This is a genomic window from Vibrio aquaticus, assembly GCF_003970385.1.
Lineage (GTDB): Bacteria > Pseudomonadota > Gammaproteobacteria > Enterobacterales > Vibrionaceae > Vibrio > Vibrio aquaticus.
The window spans coordinates 1315657-1341215 of the sequence record NZ_RXZH01000001.1 but is presented as its reverse complement, the minus strand read 5'-3'; the positions used below and the strand labels follow the sequence as shown (position 1 = coordinate 1341215).

The following is a 25559-nucleotide window of genomic DNA, read 5'->3' as shown; positions in this document are numbered from 1 at the left end:
CATTCTTAATGTTACTTATTCATTTGCCAGTTGCATGCCAACTTATTTAACACAATAAATTCAATAAGATAGATACAAAAGGCTTTAACCATTACTGAGTTTTGCTTGTTATTAGTGCAATACGCACCAATGCGGAATTTTTCGCATAACCCCAAAGTGGTAGAAATGGTCATTTCAATGCTTCGAGAGTTTGCAGTAAATTTCGCGCCACTTGGACCAAAGGTTGGCTCGATTTCATCGCCGACGTTCTCATTGCCTGATAAGCCCCCTCTTCATCCACTTGATGCAGCGTCATCAATAGACCTTTCGCTTTCTCGATCACCTTTCGTTCTTCCAGTTGAGTCGAAAGGCGGTTGATTTCTTGCTCATAGTTCGTGACCGACTGATTAATCTGAGACGCATGCAACAGCCACGGCGCTAAAGAAAGCTCTGAATCAGCAGGTACTAACACATAGTCCATACGTTCAGGTAAACGATTAATATCATTAGAATTTAGCTGTTTAACCACAACCAACAAAGGGTGAGAATTTGCTCGACAAGCTTCAATAATGAGGCGCAATTCCGCACTCGGTTGTAACCAACCAATCACTACGTGCGCACTTGGCTCACGTTGGAGCATCGATTCCAAATGATTTAGCTGACAAGTGAGGATGTTGTCGCAATCCGGCGCAAGCAATGTGGTTAATCGAACCTGCTCTTCAATGCGGTCGCAACAAATAATAATGGGCGTCTTGGAGAGTATTTTTTGCATGTACATTCCTTGTTTTTCTCTCGTATCTACCAGAGACATAACAAGGAATGTGCCAATTAGAGTGTATAAGCTAATTTGGCTGCGTTAGGCGCAGTAGCTTGCCCAGAGCTTATATGCTTTTTCAAAGGCTTGATCGTAATCATTAAGCTCAGCGAACAAGGTAGCGGCCATTGTCGAGACAACCGTATTCGCCATCATATTTAGATCTTTTTCTGCTGTGCCAAAAACACAGACTTTAGGCAGTGGAATGTCTGTCAGCATGCGCTCAGTCCAGTAATGAGATTCCACACCGGTTGGCGTGCTAACCCAAACGGTTTGACTCACTTTCGGGTTATATTCCGACTCACCAGACTGCCCTTTATAGGACACAACCGCATGGCTGGTTAATCCGATTTCACTTTCCACTTCTGCATGAAGCTGCTGGAAACCAGGGTGGAAACTGCCTCTGAGGCCAATTTTCGCGCCGCCAGGATTAAGCGCTCGAACTACCGTATTGATTGGCGTGCGCAACCCGTACCGGTTTTTCCAACCAATCATGGTTTCCGCTTGTGGAGCGAACTGGCTTAACGGCAAATACGCGATGCCTTTCTCTTCAAGTAACGCTTTGGCATGTTCTGGAGAGTTGGCCAACTCGATACCGAGCGATTCTAAGTAATCTTCTGCGTGCAATCGGCCTGCAGGTCTATCGTGATAACCATGAAGCAGCACTTTATAACCGTCATCGGCTAGAAGCTTCGCCGCTAAAAGGTGCCAAGGTTGACCCGCGTTTGGTCGTTTACCTGCGTAGCATGGCCAATCAATGTCTGCGCCTAAATTTGGCACTCGTGATTGAAACGCTTTAACAAAACCGGCGATTTCTTGTTTTGTTTCGTTTTGAACACGGATCAGCATCAACAACATCGCCATTTGATCGTCTTCGGCATGACCATCAAGGTACTCATCCATAACTTTGTATGCTTGGTCAAAAGTCAGCGGTTTGCGTCCACGCTCACCACGGCCTACCGTGCGAATACATTCCAATATAGTGCTCATACTACCTCTTGAGAAACCGCTGTTTGTACGGTCATTTTTAGTTCTTCTCGCAGTTTGACGACTTCCCCTAAGATAATCAATGCCGGACTAACACCTTTTAGCGTTTCTGCCTTGCTGCTAAGATCACTTAAGGTCAGGACATGAACTCGTTGTTGTGGGCTGCAGCCATGGGTAACAATCGCCACAGGGAAATCTTTCCTCAGCCCATGATCAATCAACCCCTGCTGTATATCATTAGCTTTTTCGAGCCCCATATAGAAAACCAGCGTTTGCCCCGCCCCCACAAGCTGTGACCAGGCAGGCAGTGCACCTGTCACGACTTGCCCCGTGACAAAGGTAACACTGCGAGCCACTTTTCGGTGTGTTAAAGGAATACGAGATGAGGCCGCACAACCAATCGCAGCCGTGATGCCGGGAACGACGTCAAACTCGATGCCCTGTTTTGCGAGCGCCAACCCCTCTTCACCGCCACGGCCAAAAATAAATGGATCGCCGCCTTTTAAACGGACCACCTGTTTACCTAACTGGGCGTATTCAACAAGGATTTGGTTAATCTCTAGCTGAGTTAAACTTGGCTGACCACATCGCTTTCCGACATAAATGGTCTGACTCTGAGCAGAGGCAAGCTCCAATATCGTTTGATTAACCAAGCGGTCATACACAATCACGTCAGCTTGTTGTATCAGTTTGAGCGCTTTTACCGTTAATAAATCAGGATCATTAGGCCCAGCCCCAACCAAGAAAACCTTACCCAACGATGAAGTGACTCGTTTTTCTGAGAGTAAAGTGGTGTCGATGGTCATCATTTTATGAGCGCTGAACCCTGCCCCTTTCAATGATGCCTCAGCCCCCTCTCTGCGTAACTTGAACTTGTGCATAACGACTCCTATTTGCTTAAAGTGATGACCGTGGCATGGTCATCGACCAAGCGTTGGATTTGCGGAATACACGACCCGCAGTTGGTGCCACATTTTAATTTGCCTTGAAGCTGCTCAAGGGTTTGGCAAGCGCCCTTTTCTAACTCACGAATGATTTGATTGCTGTTAACTCGAAAGCAGCTACAAATCAGCTCGACGGCTTGTTCTTGAGAAGCAATCGCCAACAACGAGCTAAAGGTGAGTGAGCGACCAACCAACTTCGCTAACTCACTGGCATCCGATACTATCGGCTCACTTGAGGTGATGAATATCGAACGAATGATCCTCGTTTCAGCGACTTCCTCATATCCGACCGTTAACCAACCATTAGACAGTTCAAGCGTCAGTTGCCTTTGGCCTAAGGCCTTTTGCGTCAATAGAGATGTTTGCTTATTCAATAAACAAAAGCCCGCAAGGCGCCAAATCGCCATCGAGCCTTCACTCTGGAAAGATTGATAAGGCCAAAGTGAGTGTTCGAATTGTTCTCCACTCGAAAACAGAGCATTCTCGCCAATGCACATTGCGTAAGCTTTTGCACCCGCATTACTCACTTCAACACGTTGAGATTTAAAAGCAGGCTGGCCAGAAAACGGATCTTGCTGGCGGCTTATAGCAGCATTAACTTCATTACCCATCCCATATTGACCAGCCCAGTGCATCGACATGTAGAGCTGCTTATCGCCTAAGCCATCATCCATCATCGCTTTCGCCAGCACTTTTTTACTTGTCGCTTGATTACTCATCACCACCAGTTGGCCAGGCTTAACGCCTATATAAGCTGCCGAGCGAGTATTCATCGTTACCGTTGGTTCAGGTTCAGTCGCGGCTAGGTGAGCGATGTGGCCTGTTCGTGTCATAGTGTGCCATTGATCTCTTTGACGGCCGCTGTTCAACCACCAGCCTCTACTCTCTGGAACGTCACTCATTTGAGGAACGACAAAACGGGCTTTTCGATCTGGAAAGCTAAATTGACCATCAGCTAATGGCCGATCTCCGCCCCATCGGGTTGGTTGCCAATTCTGATACTCCTCATCACTAATGTTTGAATATTGCGACAAGTCGAGCAGTAGTGTTGAACCTGCATTTAATCCGGTCATTGCCGCATATTCACGAAACACATCGGCTTCATTCGCAAATTCGAACCTGTTCTTTAGTCCAAGTCGCTGACACAACTTCGCACCGACTTCACTTATTGCTCTCCAATCCGGTTTGATCTCCCCCTTGGGCTTAATGAACTGCCTTTGACGAGTCATCATGCGTTCCGAGTTCGTCACCATTCCCTGCTTTTCGCCCCACCCTGCGGCTGGAAGTAATAGATCCGCATACTGGGCAATATCGGCATCGGGGGTGACATCAGACACAATGACAAACGGGCATTTCTTCAGCGCCTGTTTGATGAAGTGGTTGTCCGGCAAGGAAACAACGGGATTGGTCGCCATAATCCAAATGACTTTAATATCACCCCTATCGACCGCTTCAAACATCTCTAGCGCCTTATAGCCTGGCTGTGTGGCAAGACGTGGAGTTTGCCAAAATTCGCTCACTCGATTTATGGAGTCTTGATCAAACCCGCGGTGAATCGCTAATTGATTGGCTAACCCGCCAACTTCTCGGCCTCCCATTGCGTTTGGCTGACCGGTAATCGAGAAAGGCCCTGCGCCCTCATAGCCGATTTTTCCCGTGGCTAAATGAGCATTAATAATCGCGTTGCCTTTATCTGAACCACTTTCCGACTGATTCACGCCTTGGCAAAACAGCGTGATTGCTCTTTTCGATACAGAAAACCAGTGAAAGAAAAGGCGCAGTTGCTCAGTTGTTAACTGTAGCGACTGAGCCAGTGTATCGAGCGAGTATTGCGGTGAGTTAAGCTCTTCAAACAATGACTCAGAGCCATGGGTGTGCTGAGCAATATACTCTTCATCAATGGTATTGGTGTCGATGCAGTATCGAAGTAAACCGTTGAATAGCATTACGTCGCCATCATTGGGGATCGGCAGATGTAAATCGGCTTGTTGCGCTGTGACCGTCTCACGAGGATCGATTACCACTAACTTAAGTTCAGGGTTACGCTCTCTTGCTTGCTGTAAGCGCCTAAACAAGACCGGATGAGTCCAAGCGGTATTAGCGCCACAAATGATAATCAGCTCCGCATGATCGAGGTCGTCATAGTTTACCGGAACAATATCTTCGCCAAATGCTCGGTTATGGGCCACAACCGCTGACGACATACAGAGTCGCGAGTTAGTATCGATGTTAGCGCTGCCAACAAACCCCTTCATAAACTTATTCGCTACGTAATAGTCTTCTGTTAGCAGCTGACCAGAGACATACATTGCCGTTGAGTCAGACCCGTGTTTCTCAATCGCTTGGTGATACGCTTGAGCAATCGCATCAGTGGCTTGTTCCCAACTTATCTCTTCACCATGGAGCTTTGGGTAAAGCAGGCGAGCTGGCATGGCTAAACTCTCTGCTAAAGCCGACCCTTTCACACATAATGACCCATGGTTGGCAGGATGCTGCTTATCACCCACAATCCCTAATTGATTGACTTCAACACCACACCCGACACCACAATAAGGGCAAGCGGTTTTAATACATTCCTTTGTCATTTTGATGTCCTAATCTTTCGCCGCGAAAACAAAAAAAGCCTCTCCCATCAAGGAAGAGGCTTCGTTGCCAATGACGCTGTTATAATATCTGAGCAAGAGTAAAGCCCACGTGATAAAGCAAAATACTCTCTTATTCCATTCAGCAAATCCGATGCCAGACTGAGATATTTTTTATTTTCAATCACTTAGGTTTTGAGCATTTTGCATTCGCACCAGAGACGTGCAAAGACGTGCCGTGAGCGTGCAAAGAGTTCGAGCAGATCAGCAAAATGGGAGCGATAAACGAAAAAAGCCCTGACATTTCTGTCAGGGCTTTCAAATAATGGAGGCGCCTCCCGGAATCGAACCGAGGTCCACGGATTTGCAATCCGCTGCATAGCCACTCTGCCAAGGCGCCATTATTTGTGTTGCTCTTAGAGCGAATTTGAGATGGTGCCCCGGGCCGGACTTGAACCGGCACAACGCGAACGTCGAGGGATTTTAAATCCCTTGTGTCTACCAATTCCACCACCAGGGCACACAAATTTCTTTGTGATGCCGTTTAGAACAATAAACACCATCTAAAATATGGAGCGACACACGAGGTTCCCTTTCTTCAAAGTTTAAGGCGTGACCTCAACCTTGGCAAGGTTGCGCTCTACCAACTGAGCTAGTGTCGCAAATAGGAAAGAAAATGGAGGCGCCTCCCGGAATCGAACCGAGGTCCACGGATTTGCAATCCGCTGCATAGCCACTCTGCCAAGGCGCCCTTTTCTTTCAACGCTTTAGGTTACTCACCGTTGCGTTCGCTGCATACTTTACGGATTGAGCCCATAGAGTCAAACAAAAAAGTGACTTTTTCATTTGTTTGCTGAGTTTTAAAGCGATATGACGATTGTTTGATCGCATTTTACTCTTTTCAAACGAAAAAAGGCTTAACCTCACGATTAAGCCCTCCGAAATTTGTCACAATTAAGCCGCTTGAGGTTGGTATCTACCCGGTTTGTGGTTCATCGCCAAGATCAGGTTAGTTGCGATTGCCCCCCCGATCGAAAGCAGAATCAAGGTAATATCTACGATAAATAGCGACATCACGACAATCGTACAATCTAGCGCCATCTGAACTTTGCCTGCTCGGATGCCGTATCTGTCTTGCAAGAACAGCGCGAGGATATTGAATCCGCCTAAGCTCATCTTGTGACGGAAAATAACCAGCATACCCATACCGATCAAACCACCGCCCAATAAGGCTGCGTAAATCGGTTCGATACGAGCAATCTCGATAACATGGTGAAGATGGTCCACCGCCAAAGAAACGATGCTGACTGCAACAAAGGTGTTTAACGTAAAACGCCAGCCCATACGGGTAACAGACAACACGTAAAAAGGTAAGTTAAGTGCGAAGAAGATTTGCCCGAAACTAAAGTCGCTCACCTTAGTTAAAAAGATCGCTAAACCTGCAGTACCGCCAGTCAGTAGGCCAACTTTATTGAAAAAGATAACGCCAAGAGAAACCAAAGCACTGCCTAATACCAACGCAAGCATATTCTCGCGAAGACTATGTTCCTTATCCATTTAGACTTCCTATCCCTAACGATTCATCAAAAAGGTGTGAATCAAACACAAATAAGATGTCTTTAATTAATAGAAATGTCGATAGATCACAGTAATTCGGCGCAGTTTGTGTCTGTTAAGTAAAGTTTACATTTTATAGAAGGCGATTGATTTTCGTTGACCTAACTCTTTCTATCGTTCGCACTTCTGGTAAGAGCAGCTATGCGTATCCATCCCATGTTAGATCTGGTTTAATGTCGCCGTTTTGGAATAAGTAGGAATACATCGTAATGCAAGAGATCTACTTCGCTGGCGGCTGTTTGTGGGGCGTGCAAGAGTTTTTTAGGCACTTACCCGGCGTTATCTCGACACAAGCTGGCCGAGCGAACGGGACAAGCAACACCACCTCAAGTGAATACGATGGTTACGCAGAGTGTGTAAAAACCCAATTCGATCCTAACCTTGTTTCAGTCGAAGTGCTAGTGGGCTATTTGTTTGAGATCATTGACCCGTACAGCGCCAATCAGCAGGGTGAAGACGTCGGCTATAAATACCGAACAGGTGTGTACAGCTTGGATGAACAGCATTTGTCGCAAGCAACAGAGTTTATCAAACAATACAATGCGACAGGCACGATTGCCGTCGAAGTGAAACCGCTGACGAATTATGTAAAAAGTGATGAAGAACACCAAGACCGTTTAACACGCTTTCCTAACGATTACTGCCATATCCCATTAGATTTGCTGCACAAGTATCGCCAGTAAGTTTACTTGGTTTCGGTCTCTGCTGAATCCCAATCTTCAGGGTTAGTCAGTAAGGTTTTGCCCTCAAAGGTTTCAGCGCGTATATCTTGCGGGTTGTAAATGGCGCAAGATTCCATCGATAAGCAGCCGCAACCAATACAGCCGCCTAAATCTTCTTGTAGAGCTTTCATCTGCTTAATACGGTGTTCTAACAGCGCTTTCCAGCCTGATGCCATTTTCTCCCACTCTTTACGATTCGGAGCGTGATGCTTTGGTAAATAAGCGAGTGAACCAACTATCTCATCCAGTGTTAAGCCCACTTCTTGAGCCGCTTTAATTACCGCAATTCGCCTTAATACACTGCGATCGTAACGGCGTTGATTGCCTTGGTTTCGCCAACTGTGGATCAAACCTTTTTGCTCGTAGAAATGAAGTGCAGACACTTTAACACCCGATCGTTTTGCGACTTCACCAACACTCATTTCCATATACCGACTCCTACAATTAGACCCTAAGTTAACTTGAGGTTTAGAGTAGCAGTGATAGGAATGAAAATTAAGCCGAAGGAGCTGACCTCACTCTCAAAATGAGAAAGACCTAGCAGTTACGCTAGGTCTTTCTCAAGCAAAATGTCTATTTATCGAAAATTCCTTATCGATAAATCAAATCTGCCCAACGTGCTAATCCGGCAGTAACAGAGCCAAAGTAGTTACCACTTACAATCGGTGTATTTGGCAACATCGCTTGTACTGCGCCGGTTAGAATAGGTGAACGAGCCGAACCACCAGTCATGTAAACGACATCAGGTTGAATGCCACTTTGTTTGATCGCTTCATCAACCAAAGCTTGGATCTTCCCGGTTGGAATCGCGATCGCCTCTTCCATTTGAGATTTTAGAACCGGAATCGACACCGTTTCATTCAATAACTGGATTTGCGCTTGGTAACTCTCTTGCTCTCCCAATGCAATTTTCGTTTGTTCCGCTTCACGAATTACCGCATAGCCCATCGTGCCTTGGTGCAATTCTACTAGACGACCTAGCTTGTCAGGCTGCTGAGACTCTTTCACCAAGTTTCTCAAAAGCTTAAGGTTGTCGTGCGCATAGAACTTACGCTGCGCTTGAACGTCATTGATCGCAATTGGGTTCCAAAACTGCGTGGTTGGAATATCAAGCCCACCTAAGGTCTGCGTACCCATACCAAACTCAGACATAAAGCGTTTAAATGCGGTGAAAATATCTAAGTCGTTTCCTCCCACCATTTGGCCAGAGTGCGCCAATAGCGAGTCTTGACGGTCTTGTTTGCCCGCCCAGCCTGGCCCCATGCGCAGGAACGAACAGTCGGTAGTACCACCACCGATATCAACCACTAACACGTTCTTATCTTCTGTCAGTGACGCTTCATATTCTAGACCGGCAGCAACAGGTTCAAACTGAAACTCAACATCCTTAAAGCCCGCTCGATTGGCCGCACGGCGCAAAATACCTTCCGCTTGAATGTTTGACTCTTCACCGCCACGACCCAAAAAGTTCACTGGGCGACCAATGACGGTTTGCGTTACCTCTTGACCAAGCGCTTGTTCTGTTTTCGCTCGAATATTGGCCATCATGGCACAAACGAGATCTTCAAAGAACGTAAGCTGCATGTCTCTTAAACCCATGGCACCCAAGAACGACTTTGGCGACTTCACGTAATAGACATCTTTTGGATCTTCGAGGTACAAGCTCAGCGCTTCATGGCCGAACTTAACGTCGTCAGCTCTGACGTCTATCCCCTCTTCATCGTTCAAGCGAATTGCACGTCTTAAGAAATTTTCTCCCACCGTGTCATGTGGCTTAATGTTCAGAACACGAAAAAGATATTCAGACACCACTTCTGAGGTCGGCGCACACAGCGTTGAAGGAATATAGTAATCATCGCCCACAAGACGGATTGCTTGCACGTCACCATTAACTAGCTTGGCGACTGAACAGTTGGCTGTTCCATAGTCAAAACCTATAGGCATCTCTATTTCCTCATTGTTTACTGCGGCTTTTTTGGGGGCGCATAGTAAAGCCTACACAAGTAGATGGGTCAACCGGTAAGGCGCATTTCTTTTGTAAATCACCAATTTGTTTTAAAGTGCAAAGGCAATCGCAAATGGATGATGAGGTCGAGCGTGAATTTAAGACAACTGGAAGTGTTCTATGCCGTAATGAAATCGGGCACCGTCTCTGGCGCAGCCAAACAGCTTCATGTCTCTCAACCTAATGTCACACGTGTTCTTGCTCATACCGAGCTTCAACTGGGATTCTCTCTATTTGAGCGCATTAAAGGCCGACTGATCCCAACCAAAGAAGCCAACTTGTTACTACCAGAAGCGGAAAAGGTCTATCAACAACTCGGGCAGTTTCGCAACCTTACCAATAAGATCAAAGCTGGCGAGAAGCACCTCACCATCGGTGCGACGCCGATTTTAGCTTCGACTATGCTGGCTTCTGTCATTGCTCAGATATGCCAGCAAAGTGACTACACGATTGAAGTTTCGACTGCGAACCAAGATGAGCTTTGTGATGCACTGATTAAAAACCAACTCGATATGGCTATTTGCTTTGGTGATGATGCCCCTGCTCCACTGGTTCAACGTACTCTGTTAAATACCGAGATGGTGGTGCTGTCACCGAAAGGCAGCTCGCAACCCAGTCCACTGAGTCTAGAATCACTTCTTGCAGATGACCAGACCCTGATCAGCTTAGATACCCGAGATCCATTAGGCATTCAGCTACATCGAGTTATTCACGCTATAGCGCCTGACCATCACCCGCAAATTACCGTGCGTAACTACAGCGCTGCCGCTGAATTAGTTGCTCAAGGAGCCGGTTACGCCATTGTCGACCCTTGGACTGCACAGCAATATGATCAACGAGTTCAATGCCACGTTCTAGAGCCATCTATTGGCGTTTGCGTCTCGTTACTTCATGCCGAGCACTACCCTCTCAGCATTGCTGCTAAATGGTTCGTCGAGCAGCTCGAACAAAGCCTATAACTTAAAGTTATACCCTAACGTCAAATAAGCATTCGAGTCCTTACAACGTTGCCCCTAAAGTGGTTACATTCGCGACGTTACAACAAGGATTTACGATGTCTATTGCTCAACCTTACTTACTTTTTCTCGGTGATGTTACTGACCCTATTGCAGCAAAAACTGCTCGTGGTATTGCCTTATGGCGACCAGCCTCTTGCGTAGGACAGCTACGTTTAACACCAGAAACGGTTTCTCTCGACCTACCAGACCTAACATTAGAACAAGCCAAAGAAAGCGGCGCTAAAACACTTGTGATTGGGACGGCCAATGCAGGTGGCGTTATACCTGCAAACTGGCAAGAGACATTAATCAAAGCGGCGCAAATGGGATTTGAGATCGCTTCTGGTATGCACTCTCGCCTGAATGAAATAGAAGCCTTGGCTCAACTTGAGTCAGAGGGAATCACCCAACTTCACGATGTTCGCCACTTTGATGACACGCTCAAGGTTGGTAATGGTGTTAAGCGCCAAGGTAAGCGCATTCTAACCGTCGGAACAGACTGCTCAGTTGGTAAGATGTTTACCGCTCTTGCGTTGGAGAAAGCCTTAAAGAACAAACAGGTCGATGCGCAGTTTAAAGCGACTGGCCAAACCGGTATCTTAATTGATGGCAAAGGTATTTCTATTGATGCCGTCGTCGCCGATTTTATTTCAGGTGCGGTAGAAGCCATTAGCCCTGACTTTGATGATCATGATTGGGACATCATTGAAGGGCAAGGTTCCCTATTTAATCCATCATTCGCTGGCGTTAGCCTTGGGCTATTGCACGGCGCCCAGGCTGATGCCTTGGTTCTGTGCCATGAAGTCGGCCGTCCACATATTCGTCATTTACCTCATTTCGAGTTACCGTCGATTCAAGCGACGATTGACGCCAATATCGCGGCAGCTCGTTTGACCAACCCAAAGGCCAATCTCGCGGGAATCAGCTTAAACACGTCAGCGTTATCAGAACAAGAGGCTCAAACGCTGTGTGCTGATTGGCAAGAGCAGTTTGGTGTACCAGTGACAGACCCTGTTCGTTTTGGTATCGATGCTATCGCTCAGCAAATCGTTACTCACTTTTAGAAGAGAGTTAGATGATGAAAATAACGGCTTTCCCCTATTCCGTTGAGCTTGCTACCCCTTTTGTCATTTCCCGTGGCGCTCGAACTCATTGCAATATGGTCAGAGTCACCATAGAGCACCTAGATGTCCAAGGGCTTGGTGAATGTACGCCCTATCCTAGATATGGTGAGAGTGTTGAATCTGTCACTGAGCAAATCGAGCTTTGGCAAGCAGAGCTAACGGCAATGACTCCAGAACAAGCAAAACACGCATTACAAGCAAAACCAGCAGGTGCCGCTAGGAATGCTCTAGATTGTGCGTTATGGGACTTAATTGCTAAACAACAAGACGCTGATTTTCCTGCACCTTACTTTGACGTTAAAGCGTCAATCGAGACGGCCATGACGGTGTCCATTGGCAGCGCGGTATCCATGGCGCAACAAGCTAAAAGCTATGTAGAACAAGGGGCGACCTTACTCAAAGTAAAACTTGATGCCGAAGACATTATTGGCCGTGTTACCGCAGTAAGAGAGGCAGCGCCCAACACCAAGATTGTGCTTGATGCCAATGAAGCGTGGCTTGGATTGGATTTGGAGCGTATTTTCAATGACCTCACTCCCCTCAACATCACCATGATTGAACAGCCACTTCCTGCCGGAGCAGATGATGCGCTAAAAGAGTTAGCTCACCCAATTCCGCTCTGTGCTGACGAAAGCTGCCATACCCGAGCAAAGCTTAATCAATTAAAAGACTGCTATGAGATGATTAACATAAAGCTCGATAAAGCCGGCGGGCTGACTGAAGCTTTACTATTAGAGCAACAAGCCAGAGAAATGGGATTTTCGATTATGATGGGCTGCATGTTAGGCACCTCCGTTGCGATGAAAGCCGCCCTTCCGATAGCAACCAATGCCGATGTAGTGGACCTAGATGGCCCTGTTTTGCTTGGCAAAGACGAAGTCGATGGGCTCAACTACCATAGCGGCCAACTTCATCTGGTCTAAAACGCAAAAGGCAGCGTCATGCGCTGCCTTCACTTTTTGTTATGACTGGTTAAACGTCCAACGACATCCCAATCTGGCTCAACTTAGTTCTAAATTCGTCGACACTTGACGCTGAGTAGGTAGGTGAACCATTAAAGTAACGTGGCTTTTCCGGAAGCATCGCATTTTTCAGCGCTTTCTCTTGATCAATATCATCGTGATAGACCGTTACTCTATTCGGGATGTCCTGTTGAAATTTCGCCATTCTGTTCTCCTTTTCATCTGACGTTGTTGCCTTTTAAGCATAGAAAAGCATCCAAAAGAGTCAAAGTTAACTTTTGTGTTAACTATCAAACACCAACAGACAAAAATAAAATAAAAACAACCATTTAGAATCATAATAACCAAAAACAAAGGCCCACACTGTTTGGAATTATGTGAGCCTTTACCCAATATTTTGGTTAGTCGTTACTGAGTTTCAGTGACAAATGCAGGAATAATGTAATCTCGCATCATTTCATGGTTAGGTGTCATGTCATCAAAGTGGGTCGCGGTACGGGCCACAACTAAATCCAACGCTTCAACGACGGCAATCACCTGGCCACCATAACCGAGCCCATACGTCACTGGATAAGTGACTTCATTGACTGAAACTTCTTTGGTCCACCAGTAATAACCGTAGTCATGGCCACCCACTGATGTTGGGACATAGCCTGTCACAGATTCTTCAATCCATTGCTTCGAGACAATCTGCTCACCTTGCCATTCACCTTGTTGTGCAACGAGTTGACCCACTTTAAGCATGTCTCTAGGGCGTAAGTAGCCACCACCTGCCGCATTCGTTACTTCGCCCGCTTGTTTCATGACGTAGGCATCTTTCAAGCAGAGCTTATTGAAATCACTATGACGCAAATAGGCAGCCAAGTTATCTTGACCACTTTTCTCAGCGATTAACTCGCCAACCACCGTCACTAAACCACCATTGTATCGGAAGCTCACTCCCGGTTTCGTCATCAACTCTCGGTCAAGAACAAACTCTGTTGGATCGAGTTTGGTCATCTCTTGCAAGCGCACATTATTTGGGTTTTCGTAGGAAAGCGTCCACTCATCCCAATCAAGACCGGAAGACATGGTCAGAAAATGCTTAAGCGTTAAATCAGACTTATCATCTTGCAGGAAACGTTGATAGTTTGGCAGCAGCTCGGCCATTTTGGATTCTGCGCCCGATATTAGCTGTTTATCAATCGCCACACCCGCCGCAAGAGAAGTAACGGACTTCGTGATGGATTGAATCATGTGAGGGAATTCAGGCTGCCAACCATTGAAATACTCTTCAACGACAAGCTTGCCATCTTTGGCGATCAGCAAGCTGTTGGTATCAGCATATCGAGTCGTGTTGGATTGACTGGCGTTGATAAGGTTTTGGATTAAGTCTTGGTCATAAGTTGCTTTGGTGTTGACCTTCCACAGAGCATTCTCACACTTGTGAGGCGAACTGATCGACTGCCAAAATGGATCATCAAATAAAACCGCAATACGATCGTCATCTTTAAGATCCTGCACACGGCCAAAACTCATCGAAAAACCATTAAAGTTCAATTTGCCAGACTGATATCCCTCATCGTTGGGGTGATAAAACTGCCCACTCAAACCAACGTTAAGATCTACTGCTTGAAACTCAGCCTTGTCATTGACTGTGATAGGCACAACACCCCACACACTGTATAAGTATTGCTGATTGTCCTGCTCGTAGAAATAAACGTTCTGAGCCTCAGACACATTCGCTTCATAAGTGCCGTGATGTAAATTAGGTAGAGCGGCGAAAAGGTGAGAGGGAAGAATCGCACTAGCACTTGCTAATACGATGGCGGTTAGACGGGGGGTTACGTGACATTTTTTTGTAGCCATGTGTCTTACTCCAAATTTAAACCACTCGAGTAGACTCTATAAAATTAGTTATAAATACAACACGTTACATTTACCAATGCGATCTATCCCCCAGCTGATATCATTTGGCGTAATAACCTTCTTAAAAGTGTGACAACTTTTGGCTACATGACGATGTAATGCACGTTTAATCCGTGCTACCAAAGACTGGTAAACTGACTTTGCATCGCTCGACTTACTGCTAGTTTTTCGTTACCAACCACCACCACCATTTTGCCCGTTATCACTCTTTTCACTTTTTCAACAGCAGCAACATTCACAATCGTTGAACGGTGAATTTGCCAGAAGTCATCAGGATTAAGTTGCTGAATCAGCTCCTTTAATGACGTTCTCAATAAATACTCCTGATTGGCTCCCTCCCCTTTTACAAACACAGACACATACTTATCTTCTGCTTTGAAATAGAGCACATCGGACACGGAGACCAGATGAATGTCCTCACCCTTGCTGGCTCTGATCCAACTCAGATAACGAGGCTTTGATTGATTACTTAAGGTTTGGATTTGTTCAAACAATGAAGATACATCAGGGTGCTGAGACTGTTGCTGTTTAGATAGGCGCTTCTTAAGCTTGTCTACGCACTGATCAAGACGAGCTTCTGATAGAGGCTTTAAAAGGTAGTCGACGGCGTTGGCTTCAAACGCTTCAAGTGCGTAGGCATCATAGGCGGTCACAAACACAATGTTGGTGTCACTGCCCTTTTTCGCCAAGGCTTTGGCAGTTGCCATCCCATCGAGCAGTGGCATTTTAATGTCGAGGAAAATCACATCAGGCTGATGCTGCTCAATAAGCTCCAGCGCTTCTTGGCCATGTTTGGCAAGGCCGACAATATCCAATTCAGGCCACGCATCGGCGAGTAACTTACTCAGGTGATGGCGCAATAATGGCTCATCATCTGCGATAACGGCGCAAAATCCTTCTGTGTTCATGCTACCCCTCTAGGTGTAATTTATCGATCGGAATGCGAATGGAGGCTAAAACACCGCCAAGGCTCGACTGCTTAATCTGCAATGAGGCGTCGTTACCATACAAAGCAGTCACTCGATCCCTTGTGTTCTGCAATCCAATGCCATGGCCACTGTTTGGTGATGTTTCACTTAATCCTACCCCAGAATCGCCAATATCAATTGAGATAACCTGTTCATTTTGTGAGACTTTGACAACAATCTCTCCGCCATCCACTTTCGGCTCAATGCCATGTTGAACGGCGTTTTCAACTAAAGGCTGCAACAGCAAAGGAGCAAGCTCAAACGAGCCGTCTAAAGTATTGTCGATGCGATACGTCAGGCGCTCGCCTAATCGGATCTTTTGAATCGCGAGATAGGCATCAATAAGACTCAGCTCACTATCAATGGTAGAGTTCGAAGAACGGCTGTTTACTAACGTCCCCCTAAGCAGCTCTGTGAGCTTTTCTAACATAGCTTGCGCCAATGTTGGATTATCGCTGATCAGCGCATTAACGTTGGCAAGCGTATTAAACAAAAAGTGAGGTTCAATTTGGCTTTGAAGTTGTCGTAACTGGCTCATCAACAACGCTTTTTCTTGTTCAGACTGAATGCGCTTCGCTTTCTCAAGTTCCTTTTGCGCCACCAGCTTCTGCTCATAAGTATAAAAGTAGAAGAAACAGGTCACGGTGAAGATAAAGCCAAGCACCACAATCGGCTTCATTTGGGCCAAGCTGTTGAACTTGTCATAGGTACGCAGCCAAAAATACGCATTGGCCGTACCAAACAGCATGGCAAACACCAGAGAAAATAGATTGATGGCTCGGGTAGGCAGCTCGGGTTTAAAGCGACTGATTGTAATGGCACCGATCACAGAGCTAAAGCCATACCCCAAACTAATGATCAGATGCTCAATATAAGCGCTCGGCCAGATCGTTTGAGTGACTAAGGCAATCACTGCACAGAACGCACCTGTGTAAGCAAAACTTTTCGCAATGTCAGCTTGTGAGTTTTTCTCAGTTGCCATTAGAACTTCCCTTTTAAATTTATAAAAATCATACGACTATCTGCTAGGTTTGCATATAGCGATGAGTCGCTTCCCGTCATAAAACGAGCCGCAAATTCCGCAGAAAAGGATGCTGAACCCGAATCATAGAGTCGATAGTCGATCCATTGAGTGATAATGAGGCCGCCATCTTGCGGTGAGTAAAGCAAATCCAAGGTTGGGGTAAGGTCTTCCAGCCAAAGACGCTCTTGCGACCATTCCCACTGGCTCCAGCTACTGGAATCAAGAGACCAGTGAAACATTAAGTTGTGCTCGACCAAGTTTGAGTGATTAAGCCCCTGAGCGTAGGAATCACTGAGTGAGTCATAAAGTGAAGAACTATTCAGCGTTTCAACTCGTTGGTAGGCATGCTGCCACTCACTGTCGCTCCATCCTCGGTTATCATACCAATACTCTAGAATGACCTGATTTCCATAGGCGTTCGCCCAGTTCAGGCCAACTAACGCTTGGTATCCGTGTTGCTGAGCGTCTAGGTCAACGGGTGAGTCCATATCACCTTGCTCGTAGCCTAAATACTCTCGTTGGTAGACGGCAGAACCATGAGCAGACCAAGAATGGTCAAACACAGTGACAAACGAACCACCAACTAAGCCTTTACGTACATCATCAAAATAGGCGATACCCTGCCACTCGGTATCTCCGGCCATGACATAGCGCCTTACACCGATACCTTGCTGCTCCGACGCTTCTTCCAAGGTGCTGCCATCTTGCTGTGTCCAAGAAGAGTCGCTGTAAACCAAGCTCCATTCACCCCAATCGTCAAAGTAAGACGCGACTGCTGCACCGGTACCTTCTTCTACCTGAATACCCACTGGATTGCGTCGATAAGGTTTGAATAGATCCAAAGGTCGATAGCCATAACCTACCCCCCAATCCAGTCTTACCTTACCCAAAGTCAGATCCACGGCGTCATCGAACACGCTACCTTGCCAAAACAGCTCTTGGATAATCAGCTCGCTATCAAATGACTGGTCAGAATCAGAGTGATAAATATCATTGGCTTTCAGAGCAACTAAGCCAGTAAACCCCTTCCAGCCCAGCTCTACGTCAAGTAACGCATCCATTGATTCACTACGATCGGTTTCAGCACTTCCAAACAACATCGAGTCTCTATGCTTTGCTGCGCTAGCGCTGATGGTGTAGTCCCAATCGACTTGCACGCTTTGAGCCATCGAGAAGCTCGACCAAAGCAAGAGTCCGCAATACCAAGTGTGTTTGTTCATGGTTACAACTCTGCCAGCGCATTTCGAGTGAGATAAGCGGGGTTATAGTATTTGTCAGCCAATTCCACCTCGGTAATTTCTTGGTATTCAATCACGGTCTTTTTCGCTGGTTGGATTTGATCCAGCAAGGTCATTGCCGTTACCCGTGTTTGGCCGTTTCGCTCACCAGCCTTAAACCACGCCTGCTTCGCCAACTTACCTGAGCGCAAGTAAAGATCGGCTTTGATTGGGAAGTCGGATTGTTTGTTTAACCAAAGGTCGATTTTTTGATAGCTTGCCCCTTTAGTGGTTGCCACCAACGAAAGTAGGTTCGCTTCGACAGTCTCCCCGTCAATGTCCAGTGACTCAACATCAACCAGTGTGGCTGAATAATCTTCACTCCAAGTTAAGGTCGATATATCACCCACCGAGGCTTCACCCAATAACTTTTGCATTGGGGTAATACGAATCGGACGGCGACTTTTCGGCATCACTAACCAGTAGTTATCTCCAAGCATCAGCATCTTTTGCCCTGCTTCTACTTCTGACTTAAACAGCACCAAAGACTCTCTGTTTGGGCGAGTGTAAACGCTGTATTTACGAGTTTTATCCAGTTGATGATGTTCATATAAGCTCACCAAAGAGACCACCTTGGCGGATTTAGCCTCAAGTCGATATTGGTCCGCGTTGTGTACCATCTGAACCACATCGTTCGCCCACACATTACTGACCCAAAGCGACGGGCTGAGAATAAGCGCAGCACCAACCAGGTAATTTTTGAATGAATTAAACATAGATTAGCGCCTCCGTAATTGGCTTTTTCACGCCTTTTGATGCAGATATCCAAGCCGCAGCGATACAGATAGCCATTACGCCCAATGCAGTAACAGCGAAGAGTTCAAACGAAAAGTAGATGTTCAGTGGGTAGCCTTCTGTGCGACCTGGAGGTGGCGGCATTTGCACATCGACAACCATTAACAAGGCGCTAGTCAGTAAGCTTGCAACACCGCCAAGTAACGCACCAATCGCGGCGAGTAGAGCGGATTCTTGAATAAAGCCACGCACAATTTCGCTCGGATACGTGCCCAGTGCCGACAAGGTACCGATTTCTCGAGTTCGTTCCGTCACTGACATGGTCATGGTATTAAACAAAGCAACAAACACCACCAATGCCATCACCGCCCCCATGATGCCAAAAATGCGATCGTATAAATCCTTGACCTTGGTGTAGAAAAACGCCCTTTCTTGCCACGGTGTTACACTCACCTCTTGAGGTAAGGTCATCTTCGACAGCTGCTCAGTTACCCAAGTTTGATTTACCTTGGTCAATTCAGTCTCAAATAAGAACACCGAAAGAGTGCTGACTTTATCGGTCACGAGCAGATCTTGCGCAGAGGCGATATGAATGTAGAGCTGGCGTTTATCCAATTCAGGCACACCGGTGGAATAGATACCCCGCACCTTATAGTCATAGGCATTCAGCGCACCATCACTGGTTGTCGCCAGTAACGTAACCCAATCTCCCGGTGACACATTAAGGTTTCTTGCCAGGTCTACACCCAGCATCACCTGAGGCTCATCGGCCTGATAACGTGACGAGTGAATGCTTGACAGCGTTTTTCCGTCGCGTACATCAAGAAACGGTCCTTTCATATCAAATTCACGTTCGTTGACGCCAATACCAACAAAGATCGTTGACTTGTTGCCATTGGAAACCAGTCCGGTAAAGTCAATTCTTGGTTGCACGCCTCGAATGTCATCGTGCGCTACTAAACGTTGAATGATGTCATCTGAGCCACTGAGTCCATTTGAAAGCGGCATCTCTTCATCACTTTCAAAGTAATCAGGCTGACTAATGGTCAAGTGGCCGACATCTCGCGCCGTTGACTCTTTTAGCGACTCATAGGTGTAAAGCCCAAAACCACCAGCGGCCGTGAGTGCGAACACTGCGATGGCAATGATTAACACTGAAAGAAGGCTTCTTCTCCCATTGCGTTGCAGGTTTAAAAACGAAAAACGCAATGAATCAGGAATTAGCTTGCCCATTGCATCACCTCCGTTTGAATCATGCCATCCACCAGTTCAATCGTGCGATCACACTGGGTCGCCATGCGTGGGTCATGAGTAGCAACAATAAAGGTTGTACCCATTTCATGACCTAAGCTTTTCATCAGGTCAATGACAGTCGTTGCTGTCTGGCTATCTAAGCTTGCAGTTGGCTCATCAGCAATGACCAGTTGCGGCTTGTGTACTAAGGCTCGAGCTATGGCGACTCGTTGCTGCTGACCGCCCGATAAGTTGTCTGGTCGGTGATCTTTCAAATCAAGTAGGCCGACTCTGTCTAACAACTCTTCCGCTCGCTGCTTTTGCTCTGCCAACGAGTAGCCGTTCAGCATCAATGGGTAGGCGATGTTTTCCCACGCACTCATCACCGGAACAAGATTAAACTTTTGAAACACAAACCCGAGTTGCGTTCTTCTTAGTAACGCAGCTTGACGCGGATCTTTAGGGTAAGCGTTACCTGATAACGTAATCTCTCCTTGGTAATCCATATCCAACAAACCGAGAATATTCAGTAAGGTACTTTTTCCTGAGCCTGAAGGACCGCAAAGTGCCACCATTTCTCCTGTTCGTATCTCTCCAGCGACATCACTCAGTGCTTCAACGGTCTGATGCCCCATCTGATAGTGCTTTCTAATTCCTGAAAATTTGATCATAACGCCCACCTAAGCTGCTTGTTCAACAATGGCTGTAGCCTGCAAAGTCATTGGGTGATTCGGCTGTTGAGTTTGCATTTCTTCAAGCCACTTCTGAGCTTGGGGTCTGTCTTCAGCACGTAATGCAGCTTGAATCGCGTAGATGTATACCCACGAAATCGCATCGTAGTGTTGAGTAGTAAACGTGTTGTCTGCCAATAGGTCTAGGAAGATCTCGTAGCCTCTGTCGAAGTGGTTAAACATATCTGGCAATGAGGTAAACGTCGCTGCGGCGATCGATCTGGCGAGCAGAAATTCAGGTAAACCTTGACGAATTTGCTGATCTTCAAGTCCTTTCGGTTGAGAATTGAGAAGATCTAACCCTTTGCTGATCGTCGCTAGCCCTTGCTCGGTGTACTTCATTTTGTTCCAAGGCATGAACGCATCACGGCCCATCAAGGTTTGAGTGCTGCCCAAGTAGACTAAGCTGAGTGGGTCAGCGCCTTGGTCTTTAATTTGCGCATCCAACTCTTGGTAAACCTGTTCAACTTTATCTTCATCACCTTCTGCTGCTTGATTGTATTGCGCAATGATCGCTTCTGATGGAGCCGCTGTAACGTAAGTCGCTGCCAGTAAGCTTAGTGAACATAGAGTTGCTAAAGTACGTGTTTTCATGTTTCTCATCCTTGCTTTGTTTGATGGAAACACTCTATCGAGGATAAGAACACGCTGCTGATGAATGCGATGAATGAACAAATAACGGCGTGAATGGAAAGATTCTGGATTGAATGGTGAGCAAATGTTCAACTCGGTCCGTCCGAGAGTAGTAATTTAGAGCTATGATCGTTAAAGTAACCCGTAATTTCGAAGCAGCTTGCCTAACGTGGTAAGCGGATAGATGGATAGTAAAGATGATTAAAGACGACAAGATTATTGCCGATCTAACAGAGCTAGAGGCATTCCTTATTGCAGTTGAAAGCGGCGTTCTTGGCCTAAACAATGCGGAAGGCGTTGTATTAGCGACGAACAATAGCGATGGTCGCCGTTTTGTAGCCGTGCTTGATGACAAGCACCAACTGATTCTTGGCCGTTGGGTGACCGAAGAAGTATTCCAAACAGGTCAAGACTTAGTGCGTAACGGCCCTAAGCGTACACACTAATGACTCAAGCCGGCCTCTGCGCCGGCTTTATAGTTCTTCAGGCATCACCCTCTGATTTCGTCCTTGATCTTTGGCTTGATAAAGACACTCATCTGCCACCTGAAATGCATGCTGCGAACGTTTAAGCGCCGCCAAAGACGCAGGATGACTCGCCCCTAACGAGATCGACACATTCAGTTCCAACTCTTTTAGGCTGTATGGCTTGCTATTAATCGCATCCACTAGGCTTTGAGCTCGAACTTGGTAGTCATTGTTCGCTTCCAACAACAATAAAAACTCTTCTCCACCCCAACGAACAATCAACTCTTTGTCGGTGAGCTTGGCTTTCAACCTGCTGGCCGTTTCAGTCAGTACCGCATCGCCGACCTCATGCCCATAGTTGTCGTTGACTGATTTAAACCAATCGAGATCAATTAACGTCACTCGGTAATTCAGGTTTGCATCGAGCAACGTCGGATGCTCAAGTTCTCTATGATACAAGCGGCGGTTACCGACTCGGGTTAAAGCGTCTTTGTAAGACAGATCATGTAAGTGTTGGCTGCGTTTTTTCTCTTTTTTCCAGCGCCTTACTACCCATAACGCGATGACTGCGACAATCGCAAGCCAGGTATACAAAACACGAAGACGTTGCTCACTGATGCCTTTTTCCAACTCTTTGAGATCGTTTTGCACATCGAGTAAATCACGTTCACGCTCTATCTCTTCCACTTCGAAGGCCGTTTTAAGCAGGTGAATTTCCGCGAGGATCTGATCACGTTCTTGAGCATGATAGTTTTTGTAAACATTGAGTGCTTGCTCGTACTCACCTTGCTTTTCAAGAATGTCACCGAGGATTAAGTGACTTTTTATCAACCAACGCTGATGCTCGATGGCGACAAACGTTCCGATGCTTTCAACAATGGCTTCATGGGCACGTTCAATATGACCCAGTTCAGACATAGCAAGTGCGTATTCCAACTGACAAATACCTTTTTGCTTTGGAAAACGATCAATGGCATCCGTATTAATGCACGTTTGTGCGGTTTGACTGGCTTGCTGCGCACTGCCTTCTAGAAGCTGCAGCCTCGCCAAAGACTTGATTTGGACAATCTTGTAATACGCGGGCGTATCTTCTCGAACGTACTGCAATCCTTTTTCATAGGCTTCGCGTGATAACGTCACTTCTCCAAGTTGGTTATAAACATAAGATTGATTCATCAAAATGATCAGCAGACTTTCAGGCTGTGCAAACTGAGACCTGGCATAAATGGCTTCAGCTTTCTTTAAATACTCGATGGCTCGGGGCCACTGTTCAGAGTGAACATAAAGCAAACCTAAATTATTGTTGAAACGGGCGTTATATTCATTGTTAGGATATTTTTGGCCGAGCTCAGCCCCTTTCATAAAGTATTTCTGGGCCTGCTTGAGCTGGTTGTTCGCATTGTATAAGATGCCTGCCGTGTTATAGGCCTCAAGTAATAGAAACTCGGCACGTATCGCTTCAGCATACGAAATCGCATCGGTCACCAACTGAATACCTTGAGCGTAGGTGCCTTGTTTAATTTTGCGATACGCTTGTTCAACGTCCAGTTTCGCATTCAACCAATGTATGTCGTGAGTTTGAGCAAGTGCGCGTAACTCTTTGTCTATCTCTTTGATGGTCTCGGGTTGATTTTTTGCAGCAGCACGCTGAATCCATAAGGTAAAAATCTGTTCAACTGTCGTCGACGCATGTAGCTGTTGAGATTGCCATTGGGTGAGTTGTTCTAGCGCCTGAGTCGGCTGCTGATATGCCAGGTCGTAAATCGAAAGTAGCGGGTGGTTTTTCTTCACTCGTTCTAACTTTTCTTGAGGAGAGAGCGCCACGGGAGAATCATGCATCGAAGAGATCGTTTGTTGCTCGAAATGAAACGCCTCTAACGTCACTACAAGCAGCAGTGAAAGTGACATAAACAGAAATACAGTCGTCGCTTTGTTTGACATTAGGTTGGTAAAAAATCCAAGTTACACACGCTTGTTATAAATTATACAGTGTTTTGATAAAACTAGGTGATGAAATCAGTGTTGCAAATCATGACTTAACGATACTTCTCCCTCATCAAACACCGTTTTGGGGTATATCCTTTTGACTCGCATTTCTCACTCAACCAAATCGAATAACAAGTCAAATAAAAGCCGATAAAAACAAAAAGGTGCGAGTAAAAAGAACTCGCACCTTATTCATAATTACCTATGACGTGATGTTATTTGGCTGGTGGCGTGCCTTCAGCATTCGAAATAATCACATCCAGTTGGACAGCTGCCCCCATAGGAATATCGCTCACACCAATCACCGTTCTTGCTGGCAGCTCGTTCTCAAAGAACGAAGTGTACACATCATTCACAGCATCTAGGTCTGCCATATCACGAAGTTGAAGGTTCACTTTAACCACATCATCCATCACATGGCCGATGCTTTCGACAATTGAACGAACATGGGTTAAACATTGCTTCGCTTGCTGCTGTACGCCACCTTCAAGCAACTTGCCCGTTGCCAAATCGATCGGTAGCTGCGCCGCAATATGGTTGTAGTGAGAGAACGCCACCGTTTGGGTGTAGTAAGGGCTGAGCGGCGCTTCAGCGGTGTTGTTGGCACGAATCACGATACCGTGGCGATCTTCAACTTCTTGCGGTGGAGTGCCATCACCATGAGAAATCACCACATCGATTTGTACTTTCGCCTCCATTGGCAATGCTTCGACCGCAACAATCGAACGAGCCGGTACATAAGCGACGGTACGCGCAATCGCCGAGTCAGGGAAGAAAGTGGTGTAAACTTCATTCACTGCGTCCACATCAGCAAGGTCTGTTACGTGAATGGTTGCCTTAACGATGTCATCGAACGGTACATCAATACTTTCTAAAATGGATTTTACGTTTCTCAAACATTGCGCGGTTTGCTCTTTCACGCCGCCCTCTACCAAATCCCCTGTTTCAGGTACGATTGGCAACTGAGCTGAAATATTGTTGTAGTGAGAAAACGCGACAGTCTGAGTAGAAAGAGCGTTACATGGCGCCGCTTCGGTGTTTCTTGCCAGTTTAATCAAGGCGCAAGCTTCTTGAGGGTATGTCCCCTCGCCGTTTGAAATCAGCGCATCAATTTGAACCAGTGCATCACTGTTTGGCAAAGCCGCAACAGCAATGATCGTGCGTGTTGGCATGTAGTCCGAGAAAAACGTGCGATACGCTTCATCGATGGCTTCAACATCCGCAATGTTTTTCACGAAGATATTGAGTTTTACAACGTCATCCATGACATGATCGATACTTTCCACAATCGCTTTAATGTTCAATAAACATTGATGTGCCTGCTCTTTCACGCCACCCACAACCACTTCACCCGTTGTTGCATCAATCGGCAACTGCGCTGAGATGTTGTTGTAGTGTGAGAACGCCACTGACTGCGTAGAGTATTCGCAGATAGGTGCATGTTCAGTGTTTCTTGAAGCTTTAATGATCACGTCAGTCATTTTTATATTTATCCTTTATCTTGATACCGAAACAGTGTCGGCAAGCGTTATTGGTATTAGTTGATGACCTGATACTAGGGAAATTTAGTAAGCGTGAATGTGATGATATTCAAAGAGTATTTGAGCGTTCGACTCTTGCGTTTTTGGATAATTAACCAAGCAAAATCTAATTATTCAGCCGCACCGAGAGAATTGGTGATTATCTCTGTTTTCATGCTTTTTTAATTCGTCAGTCTTGACTAAATACCCCACCGTCGGCAGCTCAAAGCGAAAGATTTTGTCGGAATCTGATGGTTCGTTCACAGTAATCCAGCGCGAGAGATTCGCTTCCTTGAATAATATCCAGAAAAACGAGCCCTCTTCGCATAATGTTTCTTAAGCG

The 25559-nt window shown here is 46.3% G+C and carries 23 protein-coding genes and 4 tRNA genes; 5 read left to right on the top strand and 22 right to left on the bottom strand.

All coding sequences use genetic code 11. From position 1 onward, the window contains the following. Positions 1 to 169 precede the first annotated feature (169 nt). From EJ063_RS05830 to EJ063_RS05790, 9 genes are all read right to left on the bottom strand, one after another. Positions 170 to 751 (bottom strand): ANTAR domain-containing response regulator, encoded by a 582-nt coding sequence (locus EJ063_RS05830; protein ID WP_126573047.1) that lies wholly within the window; start codon positions 749 to 751, stop codon positions 170 to 172. A gap of 84 nt (positions 752 to 835) precedes the next feature. After that, complete coding sequence (locus tag EJ063_RS05825) at positions 836 to 1783, bottom strand: glycosyl transferase family protein (RefSeq protein ID WP_126573046.1); 948 nt, start codon at positions 1781 to 1783, stop codon at positions 836 to 838. Then, positions 1780 to 2661 carry a uroporphyrinogen-III C-methyltransferase gene (gene cobA / locus EJ063_RS05820; RefSeq protein WP_126573045.1) on the bottom strand — a complete coding sequence of 294 codons (882 nt, stop codon included), beginning with the start codon at positions 2659 to 2661 and terminating at the stop codon, positions 1780 to 1782. The genes EJ063_RS05825 and cobA overlap by 4 nt, the downstream gene beginning before the upstream one ends. 8 nt (positions 2662 to 2669) lie before the next feature. Continuing rightward, on the bottom strand, positions 2670 to 5309 hold the full coding sequence (locus tag EJ063_RS05815) for a nitrate reductase (RefSeq protein WP_126573044.1): 2640 nt from the start codon (positions 5307 to 5309) through the stop codon (positions 2670 to 2672). Positions 5310 to 5632: 323 nt separating this feature from the next. Next, positions 5633 to 5706 (bottom strand) — tRNA-Cys (locus EJ063_RS05810). Positions 5707 to 5739: 33 nt separating this feature from the next. Then, positions 5740 to 5826 (bottom strand) — tRNA-Leu (locus tag EJ063_RS05805). Between the two features lie 51 nt (positions 5827 to 5877). After that, positions 5878 to 5968 (bottom strand) — tRNA-Gly (locus tag EJ063_RS05800). Positions 5969 to 5983: 15 nt separating this feature from the next. Continuing rightward, a tRNA-Cys gene (locus EJ063_RS05795) sits at positions 5984 to 6057 on the bottom strand. Positions 6058 to 6260: 203 nt separating this feature from the next. Further along, positions 6261 to 6863, bottom strand: a complete 603-nt coding sequence (locus EJ063_RS05790; protein WP_126573043.1) for a DUF6198 family protein — start codon at positions 6861 to 6863, stop codon at positions 6261 to 6263. A 269-nt stretch (positions 6864 to 7132) separates the two neighbouring features. Between EJ063_RS05790 and EJ063_RS05785 the strand changes: the two genes are divergently transcribed. Beyond that, the gene (locus EJ063_RS05785; RefSeq protein WP_126573042.1) at positions 7133 to 7606 is read left to right on the top strand and encodes a peptide-methionine (S)-S-oxide reductase; all 474 of its coding nucleotides are present in this window, start codon (positions 7133 to 7135) and stop codon (positions 7604 to 7606) included. A 2-nt stretch (positions 7607 to 7608) separates the two neighbouring features. Here EJ063_RS05785 and soxR read toward each other — a convergent pair whose 3' ends face one another. Together soxR and yegD are read right to left on the bottom strand one after the other, a co-directional pair. Further along, a complete protein-coding gene (gene soxR, locus EJ063_RS05780; protein ID WP_126573041.1) occupies positions 7609 to 8073 on the bottom strand; it encodes a redox-sensitive transcriptional activator SoxR in 465 nt (154 codons plus the stop codon). A 163-nt stretch (positions 8074 to 8236) separates the two neighbouring features. Beyond that, on the bottom strand, positions 8237 to 9589 hold the full coding sequence (yegD, locus tag EJ063_RS05775; RefSeq protein ID WP_126573040.1) for a molecular chaperone: 1353 nt from the start codon (positions 9587 to 9589) through the stop codon (positions 8237 to 8239). A gap of 153 nt (positions 9590 to 9742) precedes the next feature. Between yegD and EJ063_RS05770 the strand changes: the two genes are divergently transcribed. From EJ063_RS05770 to dgcA, 3 genes are all read left to right on the top strand, one after another. Further along, positions 9743 to 10609, top strand: coding sequence for a LysR family transcriptional regulator (locus tag EJ063_RS05770; protein WP_126573039.1), 867 nt, complete (start codon positions 9743 to 9745; stop codon positions 10607 to 10609). Between the two features lie 95 nt (positions 10610 to 10704). Next, entirely contained in the window at positions 10705 to 11712 is a 1008-nt protein-coding gene (dgcN, locus tag EJ063_RS05765; RefSeq protein WP_126573038.1) for an N-acetyltransferase DgcN, read from the top strand. A gap of 14 nt (positions 11713 to 11726) precedes the next feature. Next, positions 11727 to 12695, top strand: coding sequence for an N-acetyl-D-Glu racemase DgcA (dgcA, locus tag EJ063_RS05760; RefSeq protein WP_126573125.1), 969 nt, complete (start codon positions 11727 to 11729; stop codon positions 12693 to 12695). A gap of 49 nt (positions 12696 to 12744) precedes the next feature. Here the strand turns inward: dgcA and EJ063_RS05755 are convergent, their stop codons facing one another. The 9 genes from EJ063_RS05755 to EJ063_RS05715 all read right to left on the bottom strand — a co-directional run bounded on the left by EJ063_RS05755 (position 12745) and on the right by EJ063_RS05715 (position 21204). Continuing rightward, positions 12745 to 12939: a hypothetical protein gene (locus tag EJ063_RS05755; RefSeq protein ID WP_126573037.1), complete on the bottom strand. Its 195-nt coding sequence runs from the start codon at positions 12937 to 12939 to the stop codon at positions 12745 to 12747. A 203-nt stretch (positions 12940 to 13142) separates the two neighbouring features. After that, on the bottom strand, positions 13143 to 14582 hold the full coding sequence (locus EJ063_RS05750; protein WP_126573036.1) for a serine hydrolase domain-containing protein: 1440 nt from the start codon (positions 14580 to 14582) through the stop codon (positions 13143 to 13145). Between the two features lie 176 nt (positions 14583 to 14758). Next, on the bottom strand, positions 14759 to 15550 hold the full coding sequence (locus EJ063_RS05745) for a LytR/AlgR family response regulator transcription factor (protein ID WP_126573035.1): 792 nt from the start codon (positions 15548 to 15550) through the stop codon (positions 14759 to 14761). A gap of 1 nt (position 15551) precedes the next feature. Further along, on the bottom strand, positions 15552 to 16592 hold the full coding sequence (locus EJ063_RS05740) for a sensor histidine kinase (RefSeq protein ID WP_126573034.1): 1041 nt from the start codon (positions 16590 to 16592) through the stop codon (positions 15552 to 15554). Then, positions 16592 to 17854 (bottom strand): hypothetical protein, encoded by a 1263-nt coding sequence (locus tag EJ063_RS05735; protein WP_126573033.1) that lies wholly within the window; start codon positions 17852 to 17854, stop codon positions 16592 to 16594. Before EJ063_RS05735 ends, EJ063_RS05740 begins: the two co-directional genes overlap by 1 nt. Before the next feature lie 2 nt (positions 17855 to 17856). Beyond that, positions 17857 to 18627, bottom strand: a complete 771-nt coding sequence (locus tag EJ063_RS05730; RefSeq protein WP_126573032.1) for an outer membrane lipoprotein-sorting protein — start codon at positions 18625 to 18627, stop codon at positions 17857 to 17859. Then, positions 18620 to 19879: an ABC transporter permease gene (locus tag EJ063_RS05725; protein WP_126573031.1), complete on the bottom strand. Its 1260-nt coding sequence runs from the start codon at positions 19877 to 19879 to the stop codon at positions 18620 to 18622. Before EJ063_RS05725 ends, EJ063_RS05730 begins: the two co-directional genes overlap by 8 nt. Further along, positions 19867 to 20550, bottom strand: a complete 684-nt coding sequence (locus EJ063_RS05720) for an ABC transporter ATP-binding protein (protein WP_126573030.1) — start codon at positions 20548 to 20550, stop codon at positions 19867 to 19869. Before EJ063_RS05720 ends, EJ063_RS05725 begins: the two co-directional genes overlap by 13 nt. Before the next feature lie 9 nt (positions 20551 to 20559). Continuing rightward, positions 20560 to 21204 (bottom strand): hypothetical protein, encoded by a 645-nt coding sequence (locus EJ063_RS05715; protein WP_126573029.1) that lies wholly within the window; start codon positions 21202 to 21204, stop codon positions 20560 to 20562. A gap of 236 nt (positions 21205 to 21440) precedes the next feature. Here EJ063_RS05715 and EJ063_RS05710 point away from each other — a divergent pair, with 236 nt between their 5' ends. Further along, entirely contained in the window at positions 21441 to 21689 is a 249-nt protein-coding gene (locus tag EJ063_RS05710; RefSeq protein WP_126573028.1) for a hypothetical protein, read from the top strand. A 27-nt stretch (positions 21690 to 21716) separates the two neighbouring features. On the opposite strand, the gene EJ063_RS05705 is transcribed toward EJ063_RS05710, so the two are convergent. Next, the gene (locus EJ063_RS05705; RefSeq protein ID WP_126573027.1) at positions 21717 to 23651 is read right to left on the bottom strand and encodes a tetratricopeptide repeat-containing diguanylate cyclase; all 1935 of its coding nucleotides are present in this window, start codon (positions 23649 to 23651) and stop codon (positions 21717 to 21719) included. Positions 23652 to 23911: 260 nt separating this feature from the next. Continuing rightward, complete coding sequence (locus EJ063_RS05700) at positions 23912 to 25177, bottom strand: RidA family protein (protein ID WP_126573026.1); 1266 nt, start codon at positions 25175 to 25177, stop codon at positions 23912 to 23914. Positions 25178 to 25559: the final 382 nt, after the last annotated feature.

What these genes read in the sequence shown, in the direction of transcription:
- EJ063_RS05755 (WP_126573037.1), bottom strand. Translation starts at nt 12,939, where the DNA reads ATGGCGAAATTTCAACAGGACATCCCGAATAGAGTAACGGTCTATCAC.
- EJ063_RS05790 (WP_126573043.1), bottom strand. Translation starts at nt 6,863, where the DNA reads ATGGATAAGGAACATAGTCTTCGCGAGAATATGCTTGCGTTGGTATTA.
- EJ063_RS05785 (WP_126573042.1), top strand. Translation starts at nt 7,133, where the DNA reads ATGCAAGAGATCTACTTCGCTGGCGGCTGTTTGTGGGGCGTGCAAGAG.
- dgcN (WP_126573038.1), top strand. Translation starts at nt 10,705, where the DNA reads ATGTCTATTGCTCAACCTTACTTACTTTTTCTCGGTGATGTTACTGAC.
- EJ063_RS05735 (WP_126573033.1), bottom strand. Translation starts at nt 17,854, where the DNA reads ATGAACAAACACACTTGGTATTGCGGACTCTTGCTTTGGTCGAGCTTC.
- yegD (WP_126573040.1), bottom strand. Translation starts at nt 9,589, where the DNA reads ATGCCTATAGGTTTTGACTATGGAACAGCCAACTGTTCAGTCGCCAAG.
- cobA (WP_126573045.1), bottom strand. Translation starts at nt 2,661, where the DNA reads ATGCACAAGTTCAAGTTACGCAGAGAGGGGGCTGAGGCATCATTGAAA.
- dgcA (WP_126573125.1), top strand. Translation starts at nt 11,727, where the DNA reads ATGAAAATAACGGCTTTCCCCTATTCCGTTGAGCTTGCTACCCCTTTT.
- EJ063_RS05825 (WP_126573046.1), bottom strand. Translation starts at nt 1,783, where the DNA reads ATGAGCACTATATTGGAATGTATTCGCACGGTAGGCCGTGGTGAGCGT.
- EJ063_RS05705 (WP_126573027.1), bottom strand. Translation starts at nt 23,651, where the DNA reads ATGTCAAACAAAGCGACGACTGTATTTCTGTTTATGTCACTTTCACTG.
- EJ063_RS05725 (WP_126573031.1), bottom strand. Translation starts at nt 19,879, where the DNA reads ATGGGCAAGCTAATTCCTGATTCATTGCGTTTTTCGTTTTTAAACCTG.
- EJ063_RS05730 (WP_126573032.1), bottom strand. Translation starts at nt 18,627, where the DNA reads ATGTTTAATTCATTCAAAAATTACCTGGTTGGTGCTGCGCTTATTCTC.
- soxR (WP_126573041.1), bottom strand. Translation starts at nt 8,073, where the DNA reads ATGGAAATGAGTGTTGGTGAAGTCGCAAAACGATCGGGTGTTAAAGTG.
- EJ063_RS05830 (WP_126573047.1), bottom strand. Translation starts at nt 751, where the DNA reads ATGCAAAAAATACTCTCCAAGACGCCCATTATTATTTGTTGCGACCGC.
- EJ063_RS05720 (WP_126573030.1), bottom strand. Translation starts at nt 20,550, where the DNA reads ATGATCAAATTTTCAGGAATTAGAAAGCACTATCAGATGGGGCATCAG.
- EJ063_RS05815 (WP_126573044.1), bottom strand. Translation starts at nt 5,309, where the DNA reads ATGACAAAGGAATGTATTAAAACCGCTTGCCCTTATTGTGGTGTCGGG.
- EJ063_RS05740 (WP_126573034.1), bottom strand. Translation starts at nt 16,592, where the DNA reads ATGGCAACTGAGAAAAACTCACAAGCTGACATTGCGAAAAGTTTTGCT.
- EJ063_RS05715 (WP_126573029.1), bottom strand. Translation starts at nt 21,204, where the DNA reads ATGAAAACACGTACTTTAGCAACTCTATGTTCACTAAGCTTACTGGCA.
- EJ063_RS05710 (WP_126573028.1), top strand. Translation starts at nt 21,441, where the DNA reads ATGATTAAAGACGACAAGATTATTGCCGATCTAACAGAGCTAGAGGCA.
- EJ063_RS05750 (WP_126573036.1), bottom strand. Translation starts at nt 14,582, where the DNA reads ATGGCTACAAAAAAATGTCACGTAACCCCCCGTCTAACCGCCATCGTA.
- EJ063_RS05745 (WP_126573035.1), bottom strand. Translation starts at nt 15,550, where the DNA reads ATGAACACAGAAGGATTTTGCGCCGTTATCGCAGATGATGAGCCATTA.
- EJ063_RS05700 (WP_126573026.1), bottom strand. Translation starts at nt 25,177, where the DNA reads ATGACTGACGTGATCATTAAAGCTTCAAGAAACACTGAACATGCACCT.